The organism is Novosphingobium sp. KN65.2, assembly GCF_001368935.1.
Classification (GTDB): Bacteria; Pseudomonadota; Alphaproteobacteria; order Sphingomonadales; family Sphingomonadaceae; genus Novosphingobium; species Novosphingobium mathurense.
In genome coordinates, this window is sequence record NZ_CCBH010000135.1 from 17,704 (window position 1) to 35,350 (window position 17,647).

The 17,647-nt window shown below is 62.5% G+C and carries 15 protein-coding genes; 12 read left to right on the forward strand and 3 right to left on the reverse strand.

The features are described 5' to 3' along the window. Positions 1-44 precede the first annotated feature (44 nt). Positions 45-212 carry a hypothetical protein gene (locus SPHV1_RS24890; protein ID WP_156367263.1) on the reverse strand — a complete coding sequence of 56 codons (168 nt, stop codon included), beginning with the start codon at positions 210-212 and terminating at the stop codon, positions 45-47. A 78-nt stretch (positions 213-290) separates the two neighbouring features. Here SPHV1_RS24890 and SPHV1_RS24325 point away from each other — a divergent pair, with 78 nt between their 5' ends. The 4 genes from SPHV1_RS24325 (at position 291) to SPHV1_RS05750 (ending at position 3,273) form a co-directional block, all read left to right on the forward strand. Continuing rightward, a complete protein-coding gene (locus SPHV1_RS24325) occupies positions 291-515 on the forward strand; it encodes a hypothetical protein (RefSeq protein WP_156367264.1) in 225 nt (74 codons plus the stop codon). 105 nt (positions 516-620) lie between these two features. Next, the gene (locus tag SPHV1_RS05740) at positions 621-1,946 is read left to right on the forward strand and encodes an erythromycin esterase family protein (RefSeq protein WP_054945084.1); all 1,326 of its coding nucleotides are present in this window, start codon (positions 621-623) and stop codon (positions 1,944-1,946) included. Beyond that, entirely contained in the window at positions 1,943-2,599 is a 657-nt protein-coding gene (locus tag SPHV1_RS05745) for a dienelactone hydrolase family protein (protein WP_054945085.1), read from the forward strand. Before SPHV1_RS05740 ends, SPHV1_RS05745 begins: the two co-directional genes overlap by 4 nt. Then, positions 2,596-3,273, forward strand: coding sequence for a phosphoribosyltransferase (locus SPHV1_RS05750; protein ID WP_054945086.1), 678 nt, complete (start codon positions 2,596-2,598; stop codon positions 3,271-3,273). Before SPHV1_RS05745 ends, SPHV1_RS05750 begins: the two co-directional genes overlap by 4 nt. A 103-nt stretch (positions 3,274-3,376) precedes the next feature. Here the strand turns inward: SPHV1_RS05750 and SPHV1_RS05755 are convergent, their stop codons facing one another. Continuing rightward, on the reverse strand, positions 3,377-4,303 hold the full coding sequence (locus SPHV1_RS05755; protein WP_054945087.1) for an MBL fold metallo-hydrolase: 927 nt from the start codon (positions 4,301-4,303) through the stop codon (positions 3,377-3,379). 143 nt (positions 4,304-4,446) lie between these two features. Continuing rightward, positions 4,447-6,840 (reverse strand): TonB-dependent receptor, encoded by a 2,394-nt coding sequence (locus tag SPHV1_RS05760; RefSeq protein ID WP_054945088.1) that lies wholly within the window; start codon positions 6,838-6,840, stop codon positions 4,447-4,449. Between the two features lie 784 nt (positions 6,841-7,624). On the opposite strand from SPHV1_RS05760, the gene SPHV1_RS05765 reads away from it, so the two are divergent. From SPHV1_RS05765 to atzF, 8 genes are read left to right on the forward strand one after another with little or no spacing between them, the layout of a single operon-like run. Next, on the forward strand, positions 7,625-8,707 hold the full coding sequence (locus SPHV1_RS05765) for a putative urea ABC transporter substrate-binding protein (RefSeq protein ID WP_054945089.1): 1,083 nt from the start codon (positions 7,625-7,627) through the stop codon (positions 8,705-8,707). 39 nt (positions 8,708-8,746) lie between these two features. Next, positions 8,747-9,562 carry an ABC transporter permease gene (locus SPHV1_RS05770; RefSeq protein WP_054945090.1) on the forward strand — a complete coding sequence of 272 codons (816 nt, stop codon included), beginning with the start codon at positions 8,747-8,749 and terminating at the stop codon, positions 9,560-9,562. After that, the gene (locus tag SPHV1_RS05775; RefSeq protein ID WP_054945091.1) at positions 9,559-10,359 is read left to right on the forward strand and encodes an ATP-binding cassette domain-containing protein; all 801 of its coding nucleotides are present in this window, start codon (positions 9,559-9,561) and stop codon (positions 10,357-10,359) included. Before SPHV1_RS05770 ends, SPHV1_RS05775 begins: the two co-directional genes overlap by 4 nt. Next, positions 10,352-10,813 (forward strand): CopG family ribbon-helix-helix protein, encoded by a 462-nt coding sequence (locus tag SPHV1_RS05780; protein WP_054945092.1) that lies wholly within the window; start codon positions 10,352-10,354, stop codon positions 10,811-10,813. The genes SPHV1_RS05775 and SPHV1_RS05780 overlap by 8 nt, the downstream gene beginning before the upstream one ends. Then, on the forward strand, positions 10,810-11,634 hold the full coding sequence (locus tag SPHV1_RS05785; protein WP_054945093.1) for an urea amidolyase associated protein UAAP1: 825 nt from the start codon (positions 10,810-10,812) through the stop codon (positions 11,632-11,634). Before SPHV1_RS05780 ends, SPHV1_RS05785 begins: the two co-directional genes overlap by 4 nt. Positions 11,635-11,649: 15 nt before the next feature. After that, positions 11,650-12,288 (forward strand): urea amidolyase associated protein UAAP2, encoded by a 639-nt coding sequence (locus tag SPHV1_RS05790; RefSeq protein ID WP_054945094.1) that lies wholly within the window; start codon positions 11,650-11,652, stop codon positions 12,286-12,288. Next, positions 12,285-15,881, forward strand: coding sequence for an urea carboxylase (gene uca / locus SPHV1_RS05795; protein WP_054945095.1), 3,597 nt, complete (start codon positions 12,285-12,287; stop codon positions 15,879-15,881). Before SPHV1_RS05790 ends, uca begins: the two co-directional genes overlap by 4 nt. After that, positions 15,878-17,647: an allophanate hydrolase gene (gene atzF / locus SPHV1_RS05800; protein ID WP_054945161.1), complete on the forward strand. Its 1,770-nt coding sequence runs from the start codon at positions 15,878-15,880 to the stop codon at positions 17,645-17,647. Before uca ends, atzF begins: the two co-directional genes overlap by 4 nt.

The following is a 17,647-nucleotide window of genomic DNA, read 5'->3' on the forward strand; positions in this document are numbered from 1 at the left end:
TCAAGGCAGATGACGGAAAGGCTGCGATTTGGCAGCAGTTTGCGTCATCCTGTGCCCAGCCTGTCGCGGCATCGGCCTTCCGGTCCTTCGCCAAGCGGCGCCATGACCAGTCTCGGAGGTGACCTTCGATGGCAATACCGGATCGAACCGAGCGCAGCGAGGGCGTAGTCGTGGCGGTTCGCGGTGCCGTGGTCGATATCCGCTTCGAGCAAGGGGCGCTCCCCGTATCGAGGAAGACGCGATCAGCACGGTCCTGTTCGACGACCTGTCTGGCATAGAAGCGGATACCCGTGTCTCGGGCGCCGGAGGTCTGGCACGGGTGCCGGCGGGGCCTGAACGGCTCGGCAGAATCGTCGACCCGCTGGGTCGCCCGCTCGACAACGGCGACGCCATCGCTCGTGGCGTTGTCAGCGAAATCCCTGCCGTCGATCGTCCAGCTCCCGCCGGCAAGACTGCTTTCGCAACTTGCCGAGGAAGTCGGCGAAATGGCCTCTGGCACGCAGGCGCAGCACTGAAACGGGCCCTCACTGCGGACTCAATCGCGCGCAGATTGCTCTAGATCAATGCATGGCGCAGGCGCATCATCCTATCCAGACCGTACGATTGCCGGGAGTCGCATCATGACGATCCAGAGCAGGATAACGGTAAACGAAGCCGACTTTCTCCAGGCGCTGCGCCATGCGGCGCACGTCCTGCCGAGCCCCGATGCACCGCATTTTGCCGACGCCTTCGAGTGCTTCGCCGATGCGCGGGTCGTGCTGCTGGGAGAAGCGACCCACGGCAGTCACGAATTCTATGCCGCGCGTGCCGCGATCACCAGGCGGCTGATCGAGAAACACGGTTTCAACATCGTGGCCGTCGAAGGCGACTGGCCGGACGTAGCCCGGATCGATGCCTACGCCCGGCACCGCGCCCCTCGCCCGCGCAAGGGAGAGCCCTTCGTTCGCTTCCCTACCTGGATGTGGCGCAACGAGGAAGTGCTGGCTTTTGCCGATTGGCTGCGGAGCCATAACGAATCGCTCCCCGAGGAGGACCGCGCCGGTATCCACGGCCTCGATGTCTATTCGCTGGGCGAGTCGATCCATGCGGTAATTGCCTATCTCGACGCGCACGACACGGCAGCGGCGACCGAGGCGCGCCGCCGATATGCCTGCCTCATGCCCTGGGAGGACGAGCCGCAGCATTATGGCCGCGCGGTGGAGCATGGCACCCTGCGCGGCTGTGAGGATGCCGTGGTGATGCAGCTCGAAGGGCTGCTATCCGAGCGGATGGCCTATATCCGCCAGGACGGCGAAGCGTTCTTCGATGCCGAGCAGAACGCGCGCATCGTGCGCGCCGCAGAGCAATACTATCGCGCCATGTACCGCGGTTCCGCGGCAAGCTGGAACCAACGCGACCGCCACATGTTCGATACGCTCCTCAGGCTGATGGCCCATCGCGAAGATGCGCGTGCCGTCATCTGGGCGCATAACTCGCATGTCGGCAACGCCTCGGCGACGGCCATGGGCTGGCACGGAGAATTCAACATCGGCGAACTGTGCCGGGCCGCCTTCGGCGACGAAGCGGTGCTGATCGGCTTTGGCACCGATCGCGGCACTGTCGCAGCGGCCTCCGACTGGGGCGCTGACATGCGGGTAATGCAGGTTCGTCCGGCCCGCGACGACAGTTGGGAAGCCGCCTTTCGTCGGACCGGGCACGCCCGCAGCTTGACGCAGTGGTGCGGTCACAAGGATCCGCAACTGATCGAGATGCTCTCCCAGACCCTGCTCGAAAGGGCGATCGGGGTGGTCTACCGGCCCGAGACCGAGCGCGCGAGCCACTACTTCGAGTCCGTCCTGGCCGACCAGTTCGATGCCTTCGTCTGGTTCGAACAGACCAGGGCCGTCACGCCATTGGGGCATGAACGCCCGCACGGCGTGCCGGAAACCTGGCCCTTTGGGCTATGACTGCGCCGCTCCCTTCCACCGGGCTCAGGGAAGTGCGGATCGGCCACCATGCGCTGGCCGCGATTCTGGGCGTACCGGCGGAAGCCAGGGGTCTCGTCATCTTCGCCCACGGCAGCGGCAGCGGCCGGCTGAGCCCGCGCAACAACTACGTCGCGGCGCGGCTGCGCGATGACGGTCTGGCAACGCTCCTGCTCGACTTGCTGACACCGGAGGAGGAGCACGATCGCCGTAACGTGTTCGACATTGCCCTGCTGGCCAACCGCCTGCGCCTTGCTGCCGACTGGGCCCGCGATCATCCCGAGACAAGCGACCTGCGGCCCTGCTATTTCGGCGCCAGCACCGGTGCCGGTGCGGCGCTGCGTGCCGCTGCCGAAGATCCGCGTATTGCCGCCATCGTCTCGCGCGGCGGTCGTCCGGACCTTGCCGGAGTGGACGTGCTGCCACTTGTATTGGCCCCCACGCTGCTGGTCGTCGGCGAACTGGACGGCATCGTCATCGATCTCAATGCCGCGGCCTACGATGTCCTGACCTGCGAGAAGGACATGGCGATCGTTCCGGGCGCCGGACATCTGTTCGAGGAACCGGGCACGCTCGATCAGGTCGTCACGCTCGCGAGCCTGTGGTTCCGACACCACTTGGGAGAAGCGCGATGACCGCTCGTTCCGGGTTTGCCGACCGAAAAGATGCCGGAGCAGCGTTGGCGCAGGCCGTCGCAGCGCTCGACCTGAAGGATCCGGTCATCCTCGCCTTGCCGCGTGGCGGCGTTCCGGTGGGCTTCGAAGTGGCGAAGGCGCTTGGCGCACCGCTCGACATCCTGATGGTGCGCAAGATCGGCGCGCCGGGTCACGAGGAATACGGCATTGGAGCCCTTGTCGACGGGGCATCACCGCAAATCGTCATAGACGAGGCCATGGCCGGCATGGTCGGCGCAGACCGCGACTATATCGACATGCAGATCGCCAGACAGCTTGCCGAAATCGAGAGGCGCCGCGCCCTCTATCGCACCGGGCCTCCGATGGCGCTGGCAGGACGCACGGTTGTCCTCGTCGATGACGGGATCGCCACGGGCGGCACGGTCCGCGCCGCGCTCAAGGGCCTCGCCAAAGTCGGCGCCTCGCGGATCATTCTGGCGGTTCCGCTGGCCCCGGCTGACGTCCTCCCCGAATTCCGCGAGCTGTGCGACGAGGTGATCTGCCTGGCCACGCCCTCACCCTTTCATGCCGTCGGCATGCATTATCGCAAGTTCGACCAGACAGAGGACGATGAGGTCATCCACCTGCTGGATGCGGCCAGGGCTTGGAGGGAAACGGACACCCATTTGGAGTAGCTCAGGACGCTTGCCGAGAGACTGGACCCTGCGTTCTACAATTCAAACGGGCTCTCTCATGGGAGCATGAGCGGGCGCAATCGCAATCGGAAGAACAGCACGCTCAATCGGTTCGAGCGGCGACGGGATAGACGATGAAATGGTCATGGACCTGAGGTTGCTCGGGAACGTCCAGGTTGGACTTCAGGCCATCCTGCAAAGCCCCGATAGTCTCGACCGGCATTTCGAGGACATGCTCCGCCGGGTGCTCAAGCACCTCCTGCGCGTAATCACGTCCGGGCTCCACTGTCATTTCAATATGCGCGCCGAGCAACGCGCGTATGCGATGCCTTGCGGCAAATGCGGCAAGCCGATCGATGCTCGCGCGCTCCTCGGCCAAGAAGTTGACCGGAACATAGAGCCTGCCGGGGTATATCGTGTCGCCTGACAGAAGGATCTGCAGCCGGGGATCGTAAACCGCGATCGCTGCCTTCTGGTGGCCCGGCGTAGGGATGATGCTGAGCGCTCGGCCACCGAGATCGAACGTTGCAATCCCATCCGGCCAGTTCGCCACGCCGAAAAATTCGGCGACGTCCGCTGCCTTGAGCCCGACGACAACCGTCTCGGGACGATCCTGGAACGCCCCGTCGCCTGCGACATGGTCGCCATGGCTGTGGCTATGCGCAACGACAAGCGGAATGTCGCTGCGTCGCTTTGCAGCCAACCATGCGGTGACCAAACGGTCGACCACCGGCCTGAGCTGGCCCCCTTGTGCTCCCGTATCGATCAGCAGCGCCTTGTCGCGTCCGAATATCAGGTAGAGGAACGGCGCCTCGAAATTGGTCTTGATCGACTGGCGGATAACGAAGGTATCTTCGTCGAGCGCCTGCACCTGAGCCAAGGGCTCTTGCGGCAAGGCGCCGTCTATCCACCGCTCCTTGAAGAGCCGCGGCGCTGGCGTGCCCGCATGGGCACTGGAGGCCGAACCGGCGACAAGTGCACCGGCCATAGCGAGGCCGAGCGATCGTCTGAAGGCGGCTGAAAGTACCATTGCCTTTTGCCTCTCTCGATAGAATGCGCAATTGGCCCTTCGGGATCGCGGAGGAGATACGATTTCGCCCGACGGATGACCTCAATCCGATCTCAACTGGGTGGGGCGCCGACCTTTCGGAACAGCGCCCCACCCATACCAGATCAATACTTGTACCGAAATTCGATGCCGAAGGTCCGCGGGTTAATGACCGTCTGCTTATAGTAGCGCAGCAGGACGCCATCGTTAAGGCCGACACGCGAGCGGTCATTGGAGACCGAGGCCACAGCATACTTGTCGAAGATGTTGTTCGCGAACAGGCCGATGCTGTACCGGTCGGTCTCGTAGCTCAGAGAGGCGCGGTGCAGCACATAGCTGGGCAGCTTGTCGCCATAGGCACGATCCCAGCCGAGGCGCGTGACGACATTTCCGCGATAGGTCGCCGTCCAGTCGGCCACGAGGTTCCCGTCCATGACCGGCATGGTGTAGGTCGTCCCAAGACTTCCGCTGTGCTTCGCCGAACCGGGAAGGCGATCGCCATCCAGAGCATCCAGCTGGATCGGATTACTCGGATAGGTCCCCGCCGGATCGTTGATGGTAATGATACCCGGCACGTCCTCGGTCAGCTTGGCATCGACGTAGGAAAAGGTTCCCTGGATCGACAGACCGGGAAAAGGAAGAGCCTGGAACGAGGTTTCAAAGCCTTGCGACTTGGCCTTGCCGCCATTCACCGTGATGCCGACAATTCCGTTCAACGTAGCGGAATCGACCTGGATGCCGCTCCACTTGATCTGAAATACGTTGAAATTGAAATTGAACTTGCGGTCGAAAAGCTGCGCGCGAACGCCGATCTCAGCATTCTTGGTCGTGTCCGGGCCGTACTGGATTTCATTGGGCAGTGCACAGACGTTCTGCTGCGTGGGATCCAGCGGCAGGATGCAAGGTGCGACCGTGTTCGGACCGCCGATGCGATAGCCCTTGCTGTAGGTCGCATAGACCATGAGGTCAGGCGTGAAATTGTAGGAGCTGTTGAATTTCCAGACCCAACCACTCTTCTTCGTCTTGCCACCGGCAGGCTCCAGATCATATGGGCTGACCGGGTCTCCCAGCAGAGGGAGCACCGAAAGCCCCTTGATGTTCGACGTATATCCAAAATAGCGCACACCAGCCGTGACCTGCCAGGCAGGTGTCACGCGGAACGTGCCTTCGCCGAAGACCGCCTTCTCGGTCACTTTGGACTTCACGAAGGACGCGTATTCGACTTCGTCAGGATTGGGCTGCGTTCCGAACTCAACCCAGGGATGATTGGGCACATGCTCGATATAGTCGCGCTGGCGCTTCTGCTCGTTGTAAAAGCCTCCAAGGACCCAGCTGAACGGGCCTCCATGGCGCGAAACGAAACGCACTTCCTGATTGAACTGCTTGCGGTGATCGTCGGCCTCATTCCAGCTCGAAAAGGCCGGGAACGTCTCGTAACCGTAATCAAGGTCCAAAAGGAGATCGGTATTGTCCGACTGGGTGCGGTTGCGCACATTGGTGTACGCGGTGGTCGCAACCAGATCGGCGATGTCGGCGAGATTGGCGTTTACCTCCATGCTGCCGAGATGCGCATGGCGGTTCACCGGCTCGATGTAACGACCGGCACTCTCATACTTGCCGGTGCCGAGAACACCGTCGCTGTTGTACTGTCCACCGTCGGTCTTGGTCCGTTGGTACGCATAGGTGAAGTTCACCTTCAGGTCTTCGCTGAACTGGACAAGCAACTGGTTGCGGGTTGTGAAAGTCTTCTCGAAATTGAGATCCCTACGCTTCTTCAGGTTCGCCGCATAGTCCGCGTCGGTCACTCCGTCAGGCCCGCTGGGCTGCGGAAGCGATACGCCCGGTTCCTGGAGCAGAAGAGGATAGTCGATGAAGCCGGGATCGTAGAAATATCCTGTGGCCGAACGGAACGCGACGTGATCCGTGACGATTGGGATATTGATGACACCGTCGACCTGATATCCGAGCTTACCGCTATGCTGCTTGCCGTAGAAACGGCCATGCACTTCGCCTTCGATCGTGTCCGTATTCGGCCGATTGGGGATGTTGCGAATGGCGCCAGCCAGCGTACCAAGGCCATATAGCGTGCCCTGCGGCCCCAGCAGCGTTTCAACGCGCGCAATGTCAAGCAGCTTGAAGTCGTAATAGAGAGGGACCTCACCCAGATACATGCCCAGCGCGTCATCATACGAGGCCCCGGTCGAATCCACATCCGAAGCGTTTAGACCGCGCAGCACGATCGTTCCAGTCGACCCAGGTCCCGTGTCGGAGATGGTCATGCCGGGCGTGAAGTCCGCCAGATCGCGAACGTCGTCGATACGCTTGCGGGAAAGCTGCTCCTCGCCGACGGCACTTATATTGATCGGCACGTCCTGCAGAGAGGTTGCGCGACGCGTGGCCGTTACGACGATATCGCCGCCCGTTTCACCGTCTGCCGCTGCACCTTCCGCAAAGGCCGAAGTGGTGCCGACGCCCATGAGAAAGGTAGCGCCAAGCAATGTAGTGCGAAACAATTTCATAGTCACTCCGACCCCCTTGCCATTGAGCCTCAAGTGACATCCCCTCCGTTGACGCTCTGGCTAGGCCGGCGCCTTTCCGGTCCGATAATGGCCGGTCATACTTGGTATTCGATAACTTCGCCGTACTCGGTGGCGGTCTAATCGCGACGCGGAAAACTTGCGCCGTTGTATTCCTGACAGGCAACCTGTGGATCGATTTGCAGACCAGAATACCCTGCACACACAAGCGTGCGCATTACGACCGACAAATCCCCGGACGGGGAATGACCGAAGGCCAGTCTTCAATCCACGAACCCTCACTTCAAGCCGGCACGACGCCGTCAGGATTGCCCCTTGATATTCGCCGCTTCAATGAACGGCACGGCATACGGTATGGATATTACGCAAGTCGTCAAGCGTAATAATTTTGCAGTTGCTCAGTATGAATCGATTTTGCATTGCACCGCACAATTCGGCGGTTTTACATGCGAGAAACTTTGCAACAAAAGGGTGGACTCCAGCTTCGACTGCAACGCCTGCCAACCAAGCGACGGCATTGCGCGATCCGATTCGCAATTTTGCCATCTGAACTTGTCTACAAGCCGAAACTTGGCGAATGTATACGTCTTTCTTGGATTTTTTCGGCAGGAATCCTCATCGACTTAGCCAGCCGGACTGGAAGTGAAATCGGCCTTCCATTCGAGACCGCGGTCATTTGGTATTACATAAAATTTGTTTGGTAATATTTTTCGATGGACAAGCGCTAGCTTCTCGATGATGCTGCATTGCGAAAGGGGATCGAATCATGGTCATGTCATTCGTCAGATCCAGCAGGATCGCATTGTTGGCCGGAACGCTTCTTGCGGTCTCTTGTTCGCCCGGAGCGGGCACCCCACCGCAAGCCCGCACCGAATTCAATATCGGCTGGTCGATCTACGCCGGGTGGATGCCATGGCCCTATGCGCAGCAGGCCGGCATTGTGAAGAAGTGGGCTGACAAGTACGGCATCAAGATCAACGTCGTACAGGTCAACGACTACGTGGAATCGGTCAATCAATACACGGCCGGCAAGTTCGACGGCGTAACCGTGACCAATATGGATGCCCTCACCATCCCGGCGGCAGGCGGCAAGGACACAAGCGCCATCATCGTCGGCGATTACTCAAACGGCAACGACGGTATTTTGCTCAAGGGGGCGGACCAGCTCAGCGCGATCAAGGGGCGCCAGGTTTATCTCGTGGAGCTTTCGGTTTCACATTACCTTCTTGCGCGTGCGCTCGAAAAAGGCGGCATGAAGCCCACCGACGTCAAGACCGTGAATACCTCAGATGCCGACATTGTCGGCGCTTTCAGCAGCCCCGATGCGACCGCGGCGGTCGCCTGGAACCCCCAGCTCTCCGTCATGAAAGAGCAGCCCGGGGTAAAGGAAGTGTTCAGCTCCGCGCTGATCCCCGGCGAGATCCTGGACCTGCTGGTGGTGGACACCGATACCCTCAAGGCCAATCCAAACCTCGGCAAGGCGCTCACCGGCATCTGGTACGAAACAATGGCCCTGATCAAACGGCAGAATGCCGAGGGCAAGGCGGCTCGCGCTGCTATGGCCAAGCTTGCCGGGACGACCGCGGAAGTCTTCGACGGCCAGCTCGCGACGACTTACCTCTATTCGGACCCGAAGGCGGCCTTGGCAGCAACCTCCTCGCCGGCGCTCGTTCAGACGATGACGCAAGTCCGTAATTTCAGTTTCTCGCATGGCCTGTTCAAAGGGGCGTCGTCGGCCGACGAGATCGGCATGAGCTTCCCGGGCGGCAAGACGCTCGGCGATCCGGGCCGGGTCACGCTGCGCTTCGACGAAAGCTTCATGAAAATGGCGGCGGATGGAAAGCTCTGACCGGACCGTGTTCTTCCCCGATGATGCTGGTGTGACAATATGCGCTGGGTGAATAGAAACGTCCGCCGGAGCGAAGGCATCCTGCTAGGGGCCCTCCCGATCCTGTTCCTGGTTCTGCTCTACATCTTCCTTGCAGCGCAGCGTCACTCGGTCAATCCGATGGACAAGGTCCTGCCCCTGCCCAGCGGCATGGCCCGGGCCCTTTCCACCCTGCTTTTCCAGCCCGACCAGTTGACCGGACAGCTCCTGTTCTGGGCGGATTCCATGGCAAGCCTGCAACGCCTTGGCATCGGCCTTGGCATTGCAACGGTCGTCGCGCTTGTGCTCGGCCTTGTGCTCGGCGTCCTGCCGCCGGTACGCACGACGCTCGGCCCACTCGTGACCGGGATTGCAGTCATCCCGCCGATCGCGCTTCTGCCGATCCTCTTCATTGCCCTGGGCCTGGGAGAGATGGCGAAGATCGCCCTGATCATCATTGGCATCGCGCCGGTCATGGTGCGTGACATCACCGCGCATGTCGCCGCCCTGCCGCGCGAGCAGATCATCAAGGCCCAGACATTGGGCGCAAGCTCGTGGCAGATCATGATCCGCGTAGCCCTGCCGCAGGCCATGCCGCGCCTTCTCCACGCGGTCCGCCTGTCGCTGGGACCGGCCTGGGTTTTCCTGATCTCAGCCGAGGCGATCGCTTCCGATGTCGGCCTTGGCTACCGAATATTCCTCGTTCGCCGCTATCTCTCGATGGACGTCATCATCCCCTACGTGGCCTGGATCGCCTTACTGGCAATCACGATGGACGCAGCGCTCGTCTTTGCGAGCCGGAAACTCTACCCCTGGGCACATGGAGCAAGCCATTGAGCGCGCTTCTCAGTCTCTGCGACATCTGGGTCGAATACGGCGACAAGATCGTCCTGGAGAAAGTGGATCTCCAGATTGAGGCTGGCTCCTTTGTGTCGATCATCGGCCCGTCAGGTGCCGGCAAGAGCAGCCTGCTACGTGTGATCCTAGGTCAGGAAGTGCCGACGCGGGGGACAATCCTGCTTGATGGAACGCCGCTTGCACCCGAATGCGGGCCGGATCGCGGGGTGGTATTCCAGCGCTACTCGGTCTTTCCCCATCTGTCCGCCCTGCAGAATACGGTCTTCGGCATCGAATGCGAGAAGGCGTCCCTGTCGGCCCGGCTGTTCGGCGGTGCGCGGCGCGCAGCCGAAAACGAAGCGACCGAGATGCTGAGTGCTGTCGGCCTCGGCGATGCGATACACCTCTATCCCGCGCAGATGTCGGGCGGCATGCAACAGCGCCTGGCGATCGCCCAAGCGCTGATCAAGCGCCCCCGAATCCTGCTGCTCGATGAACCCTTCGGCGCGCTCGATCCGGGCATACGCGCCGACATGCACGGCCTGATCACCCGGCTTTGGCATGACTATTCGCTGACGATCATCATGGTTACGCACGACATCCGCGAAGCATTCACCCTAGGAACGCGGGTACTCGCACTCGACAAGCGCCGACACGATCCACACGCACCGCACCGCTTCGGCGCGACCGCCGTCTACGATCTGCCGCTGCGCAGGACGCATGAAGAGCCGGAAGAAGACGCTGCGGTCTCGATCGAAGACCCGCTGAGTGCCAAGGAGAGGATTGGACATGGCTAACGAAACATCGAATCTGGCGAGGCTCAGTATGAGCCTTCCCGGCGATCTGTTCAGGCAGCTCGACATGATGGTCGAGGAGCGCGGTCTGCCCTCCCGCTCGCAGCTCATTGCCGAACTCATCCGCCATGCACTTGCCGAGCATGAGGCCTATACCCGCCCGGACGAGATGCTGGCCGGCACCATTACCATCGTCTATCGCGGCGATCGCGGCCGCGTGCGGCACCAGCTTGCCCAGACCCAGGCCGATTACCTCAAGGAAGTCATTTCTTCCCAGCATGTATTCCTGGAGGACGATCAGTCGCTCGAGGTCCTGCTGGTACAGGGACCTGCCTCGCTCTTGAAAGAACTGTGCGACGCGCTGCGCCGGGTGCGCGGAGTGCAGCAACTCCAGCTCGTCACAACGACCGCACTCCTGCCCCCACTCTACGAACAGGAAACGGAAGAAACCGCATGACCGAGACCCTTGCGAATCCTCTCGCCGCCCGCGACCACGCGCGCGGCATGGCGGGCACGGTAGTCGAAGCCATGCCGATGCTGCCCCCCGTCGCCGAAGACCTGCAGGAAGGCGTCTCTGCGCAAGACCTGTTGTGGGAAGAAACGATCGCCGCAGGCGGATACGCCTCACGCCGTCTGACCCGCGGATCGCGTCTCAGGCTGATCGATCTCAAGGGAGACGCCTGCGCTTCGCTGCTGATCTTCAATGCCGAGATGCCCAGTGAGCGTCTTAACGTTGCCGATACCGTGAAAGTGCAGTGGAACGCCTATCTTGGCGAGGGCAAGCTGCTGCTTTCGGACATGGGACGCGTGCTGATGAGCTTCGTTTCCGACGGCGCCGGCACCCACGATGCATTCTGCGGAACCTCCAATGCCGCGACGAACGGCGCCAGATATGGCGACGGCAGCAACAGCGGCCCCTATCCCAATGGCCGCGACCGTTTCCTCCTGGCCGCCGCGAAGCACGGATTGCAGCGACGCGACATCCACCCGTGCATCAATCTGTTCAAGGGCGTCCGGATCGAGACCGACGGCACGATCACACCGCTCATCGGCCCCTTCGAGCCGGGCCGCAGCCTGATCCTGCGCGCCGAGATGGATGTGACCGTCGTGATCGCGAACTGTCCGCATGTGCTCGACCCGCGCGAAGACTGGAGCATCACACCGCTACGCGCGACCGCATGGCGCGGCCCTCTCACACCCGAGAACGACCCCATCCGCATCGCGACGCCCGAAGGTCTACGCGCCTTCGAAAACGTCGAAGACTATTTCCGCCGCTGACAGGAACAGCATCGCATGAGCGTCGATCCCCACCTTTCCGATCTTCCCGGCACCGTCGCGCACGACGTGATCGTACCCGCGCGGGCACCGTGGCTGCACCACATCGCGGCAGGCCAGACTTTGCGCATCGTGGATCTCGAGGGCAACCAGGCGGTAGATTTCCTGCTGTATTCGGCACAGGACGATACCGAGCGCTACAGCGCGCAGGACACTGTCGCAGCGCAGGGCAACCTGTTTCTGCGCGAAGGCACGGTTCTGCGTTCCAATGAAGGGCGCCCGATGATGACCATCACGGGCACTTCTGTCGAATATCACGATACCATCGGCGGCGCATGCTCGTGCGAGTCCAATACCTTGCGCTATGGCCACCACACGAAGGCGGAACATGCCTGCGTCGAAAACTTTCTGGAAGCCAACTTGCGCGAAGGACGTGGCAAGCGCGACATCGTCTCCAACATCAACTTCTTCATGAACGTGCCGGTGGAGGCTGACGGGTCGTTGGGCATAGTCGATGGCATCTCCGCCCCGGGGCTGAGCGTTGACCTGCGTGCCGAGATGGACGTCATCGTCGTCGTTTCCAACTGTCCGCAGATCAACAATCCATGCAACGGCTTCAACCCCACCCCCGTGCGCATGATCGTTGCCAACGCATGAAGTTCGACACCGTCCTGATCGCCAATCGCGGCGCGATCGCCACGCGCATCATCCGCACGCTGCGGCGCATGGGGCTGCGCTCGGTTGCCGTCTATTCGGAAGCTGACGAGGGCTCGCTGCACGTTTCCGAAGCCGACGAGGCCGTATGCATCGGCCCGGCCCGTGCATCGGAAAGTTACCTCGACATCGCCGCCATCCTGAAAGCCGCGCAGGAAACCGGTGTGGGCGCAATTCACCCCGGTTACGGTTTTCTCGCCGAAAACGTCGAGTTCGCCGAAGCCTGCGCTGAAGCAGGGATCGTCTTCATCGGCCCGACCTGCGACAATATTCGCACCTTTGGCCTGAAGCACAGCGCCCGCGCACTGGCTGCCGCACATGACGTACCGCTGGCGCCTGGCACCGACCTGCTGACCGACGAGGAGGAAGCGGCTGCGGCCGCCCGCCAGATCGGCTTCCCGGTAATCCTGAAGGCAACAGCAGGCGGCGGCGGTATCGGCATGCGGGTCTGCGAGAACGAGGCAGCCGTGCGCGACGGCTTCGCCGCAGTGGCCCGCCAGGGACAGAGCAATTTCGGCGACGCCGGGATCTTCCTCGAACGCTACATCCGCCGTGCACGCCATATCGAGGTGCAGATTTTCGGTGACGGCGAGGGACGCATCCGCGCCCTCGGCGAGCGCGACTGCTCGCTCCAGCGACGCAATCAGAAGGTGGTGGAGGAAGCCCCGGCCCCGCTCCTGCCGGCCAAGGTTCGCGCCGAGCTGATCGCCGCAGCAACCCGCTTGGGCGAAGCCGCGAACTATCGCTCTGCCGGTACGGTCGAATTCCTCTATGACGCCGAGCGCGAAGAGTTCTTCTTCCTCGAGATGAACACCCGTCTCCAGGTCGAACACGGCGTAACCGAAGAGGTCATGGGACTGGACCTCGTCGAATGGATGATCCGCGGCGGCGCCGGCGACTTCTCGTTCCTCGATGCCGAGCCACCCCAGCCCAGCGGGCATTCGGTGCAGGTGCGTCTCTATGCCGAAGATCCGGCCCTGGACTATCGCCCCACCTCGGGCACCCTGACCTCGGTCGAATTCCCCGACGATATCCGGGCCGAAACCTGGATCATGGCAGGCTCGACCGTGTCCATCTGGTACGATCCGATGCTGGCCAAGCTGATCGTGCATGCGCCGAGCAGGGCCGAGGCCATCATTGCCATGCAGGATGCGCTCGACAAGTGCCGGGTCGACGGAATCGAGACGAACCTGCGCTGGCTGCGCGACGTGGTTCGCAGCGAGGCTTTCGTCAGCGGCGAAGTTTCGACCCGCGTGCTGGAAGGTATTGCGTTCAATCCGCGCTGCATCCGCGTCGTCAGCGGCGGCACCGCAACAACCGTACAGGACTGGCCCGGCAGGCAAAGGCTCTGGGCCGTCGGCGTTCCGCCATCAGGCCCGATGGACGATCAGTCGTTCCGCCTCGGTAACCGGCTCCTAGGTAATCCCGAGGGGACCGCCGGGCTGGAAATGACAATCACCGGTCCGACCCTGACGTTCAGCGCGCCCGCCCGCATCTGCCTGACCGGCGCCGACTTCGGCGCGACTCTCGACGGCAATCCGGTTCCGCGCGGTCGGGCGATCGAGGTCGAGGCAGGGCAGACACTCGCCACGGGCCGCCTGTCAGGCGGCGGCATGCGCGGATACATCCTCTTTGCCGGCGGGCTCGACATCGCGCCCTATCTCGGCAGCCGGAGCACCTTCGAACTCGGTCAGTTCGGCGGCCACGCCGCGCGCCGGTTGCTGGCGGGCGACACGCTGCATCTGGGCGATGGGACGACAGACACGCCTCTGCCCGAAATTACGCTGCCCGATCTTCCCAAGGAATGGACCGTTCGCGTCCTCTATGGCCCGCATGGCGCCCCCGATTTCTTCACGGACGAAGATATCGAAGAGATCGTCGCGGTTGAGTGGCAGGTCCACTACAACAGCAATCGCACCGGCGTTCGCCTCGTTGGCCCCAAGCCGAAGTGGGCGCGCACGGACGGCGGTGAAGCGGGGCTCCACCCGTCCAACATCCACGACAATCCTTACGCCATCGGCGCAGTCGACTTTACCGGCGACATGCCGATCATCCTGGGACCGGACGGGCCCTCGCTGGGCGGCTTCGTGTGCCCCTTCGTGGTCATCGCAGCCGACCGCTGGAAGATCGGCCAGCTTTCGCCCGGCGACAAGCTGCGCTTCACCCCGATCGCACTTGAAGACGCCATTGCGACCGACAAGGCCCAGCGACGGCTGCTCGCCGAGGGCGTCGCTCATAGCCCGATCAACGCTCGCCCGATCACGGAACTCTCTCCGATCCTTGCCGAAATCGAGGAAAGCGCCGTCCGGCCGCGCACCGTTTATCGCCAGCAAGGCGATCGCAACATCCTTGTCGAATACGGTCCGATCGTGCTCGACATCGAGCTGCGCATCCGCGTTCACGCCCTGATGACCGAGCTGGAACGGCTCGCCCTGCCCGGCATCGTCGACGTAGTCCCGGGCATTCGATCGCTTCAGGTGCACTTCGACGGCGAAGTACTGAACCAAGAAACCGCGCTGGCAGAACTGATCGCGGCGGAAGAGCGGTTGGGCGATCTCGCCGACTTCACCATCCCGTCGCGGATCGTCCACCTGCCGCTGAGCTGGCGCGATCCGGCAACGCTGGAGACAATCCAGAAGTACATGGGTGCCGTACGCGACGACGCGCCGTGGTGCCCGGACAACATCGAGTTCATTCGCCGCATCAACGGCCTGCCCGATGCTGCCGCGGTGGAGAACCTGATCTTCGAGGCGAACTACCTCGTCATGGGTCTGGGCGATGTCTATCTGGGCGCACCAGTGGCGACACCAGTCGATCCGCGACATCGACTGGTCACTACCAAGTATAACCCGGCCCGCACCTGGACGCCGCCGAACGTCGTGGGCATCGGCGGCTCGTACATGTGCATCTACGGGATGGAAGGCCCCGGCGGCTACCAGCTCTTCGGTCGCACCATACAAGTGTGGAACACGCACCGCCAGACCGACGCTTTCATCGAGGGCAAACCCTGGCTGCTGCGCTTTTTCGACCAGATCCGCTTCTATCCGATAAGCGCCGACGAACTGGTGGAATGGCGGCGGGACTTTCCCAGCGGTCGCCGGTCGATCCGGATCGAGGAATCCGAATTCCGCCTGGCCGATTATCGCGCCTTCCTGGCCGAGAATGCGGACGCCATTGCCGAATTCGAGGCACGCCGACAGAGCGCGTTCGACGAAGAGCGGGCCGAATGGCAGCGCAGCGGCGAGTTCGACCGCATCGCCGACACCGCCGAAGCCGAGCCCACACAACCTGCAGCAATCGACCTGCCTGACGGAGCAACGCTGATCGAGGCCCCGTTCGGTGGCAGCGTCTGGAAGCTGCTGGTCAGCGCGGGCGAAGAAGTACAGGCGGGCGATACAATCGCGATCATCGAAGCCATGAAGATGGAGTGTGCAGTGCAAAGTCCCGGTGCCGGAACGATTGCGGCAATTTACGTACAGGAGCGGCAGGCCCTGCAACCCGGCGCACCGATGCTTGCGCTAAAAGAGGGGGCCTGATCGTGCTGGATCGCCTCAGCGCCACCGCAATCGCGTCCGACGTCAACACCGGACGCATCAGCGCCGTCGCAGTGGCGAGGGAAACGCTCGCGCGCCTTGCTGCCTATGATGCAATCCAGCCGCAAGTCTGGATCAGCCGCCTGAGCGAAGATGCGCTCCTTGAAGCAGCACGCGCCATAGATGCCCGGGTGGAAGCCGGGGAAGTGCTGCCGCTGGCCGGCGTCCCCTTCGCAGCGAAGGACAACATCGACGTCGCGGGACTCGAAACGACGGCGGCCTGTCCTGCCTTCGCCTACAGACCCGAGCGGTCCGCTACGGTGATCGAGCGACTTGCCGAAGCCGGTGCGATCTGCATCGGCAAGACGAACCTCGACCAGTTCGCTACGGGCCTCAATGGCACGCGCAGCCCCTATGGCGCCCCGCGCAATGCCTATAACCTGGCTTACGTCAGCGGCGGTTCGAGTTCGGGCTCGTCCGTCGCCGTGGCAGCGGGGCTGGTGCCCTTCGCACTGGGCACCGACACGGCAGGTTCGGGCCGCGTGCCCGCCGCGTTCCAGCATCTGATCGGCTTCAAGCCCAGCAAGGGCCGCTGGAGCAACAAGGGCTTGGTGCCAGCCTGCCGCACGCTCGACTGCATCACCGTCTTCACCGACGACGTGGCCGATGCCCGGCTGGTGGACGGTATCATCGCCGGCTTCGATGCAGCCGATCCCTATTCGAAGTCGTTGGCTAACCGGACGCTGGAACGCAAGACGATCGGCGTGCCTCGCCGAGAGCAACGCGTCTGGTTCGGCGACAGCCAGTCCGAGTACTTATTCGATCACGCGCTCGAGACCCTATCGGGACTGGCCGAGATCGTCGAGATCGACATGACTCCGTTTCAGGAAGCTGCGCAGTTGCTCTACGGCGGTCCCTGGGTGGCTGAACGGACCGCTGCGATCGCCACTATCCTTGCCGATAATCCCCAAGCCATCGATCCGACTGTGCGCGAAGTGGTCGAACCCGGTCTGAACATGTCCGCTGTGGAACTATTCAACGGCATCTACCGCATGGCGGAGTTGAAGCGCCATGCGGACCTGCTTTGGGAAGGCATCGACATGCTGGTCTTCCCGACTGTCGGCACGACCTATCGCGTTTCCGAACTTCTGGCTGCCCCGGTCGCGCTCAACAGCGCTTTGGGTTTCTACACCAATTTCGTGAACCTGCTCGACATGGCGGCCGTCGCCGTTCCGGCCGGTATTCGTGACAATGCAACAGGCTTCGGCGTGACCCTGATCGGCCCTGCCGATACCGACCGCGCCCTGTTGGACGCGGCCGAATCCTATCTCGCGGCGGCCGATCTGCCGCAACGACCACCGCTCGACCTGGAGGGCAAAATGCAGACCGTAAAACTCGCCGTCGTGGGCGCCCACCTCAAGGACATGCCTCTGCACTGGCAGCTCACATCGCGCAATGCCAGTTTCGTCGGCGCCTTCCAGACCGCTCCCTCTTACCGGCTCTACGCCATGGCAGACAGCGTCCCACCCAAGCCCGCGCTGGTGCACAGCACCGATGGCGCAGAGATCGCGGTCGAGGTTTACGAGCTGGACGTGGCAGAATTCGGCGGCTTCGTGGTTGAAGTGCCCGCCCCGCTCGCAATCGGCACGGTGACTCTCTCCGACGGCAGCAGCGTCAAGGGCTTCGTCGCAGAACCTCGCGCGCTTACCGGCGCCGAAGACATCACGGAACTTGGCGGCTGGCGCGCCTTCATCGCAAGGCAGGGCTGA